Consider the following 453-nt stretch of genomic DNA (forward strand, 5'->3'; position numbering starts at 1 on the left):
CAATCTCGCTTGATGAACGGCCAACCATAATTTCAAACTCGCCACCTTCAACAACGCGCTGATGCTTGGCGTTGGTAAAGTTGAGCATATCGACAGGTAGGCTAAAGGTAATACGCTTGCTCTCACCCGCTTCTAGCCAGACTTTGTGGAAGCCTTTTAATTCTTTCAGCGGACGCACCACAGAGCACAGCTTATCGCGGGTATAGAGCTGCACCACTTCTGCTCCCGCTCGTGCGCCTGTGTTAGTGATGGTCACCGATGCCTCGATAGTGCCATCAAACTCGACACTATTACTGGCTAGCTCGATATCCTTGTAATCGAACTGGGTATAGCTCAATCCAAACCCAAAGTTGTACGCAGAACCAAAGTGATAAGCAATTGGTGTGCCCGCACTCTTGAGTTTATGGTTGTAGAAATAGGGTACAGCACCGACATTTTTTGGGATCGATAGGG

Annotated in this window: 1 protein-coding gene; it reads right to left on the minus strand. The window is 48.6% G+C overall.

What is annotated here, in order from left to right; genetic code table 11:
• Positions 1–453, minus strand: a 453-nt coding sequence (locus AB4585_RS23155) for a fibronectin type III-like domain-contianing protein (RefSeq protein WP_372171139.1), incomplete at both ends; no start/stop codon positions are given.

Origin of the sequence: Vibrio sp. 10N.222.49.C9 (genome assembly GCF_041474985.1) — a bacterium.
Lineage (GTDB): Bacteria > Pseudomonadota > Gammaproteobacteria > Enterobacterales > Vibrionaceae > Vibrio > Vibrio crassostreae_C.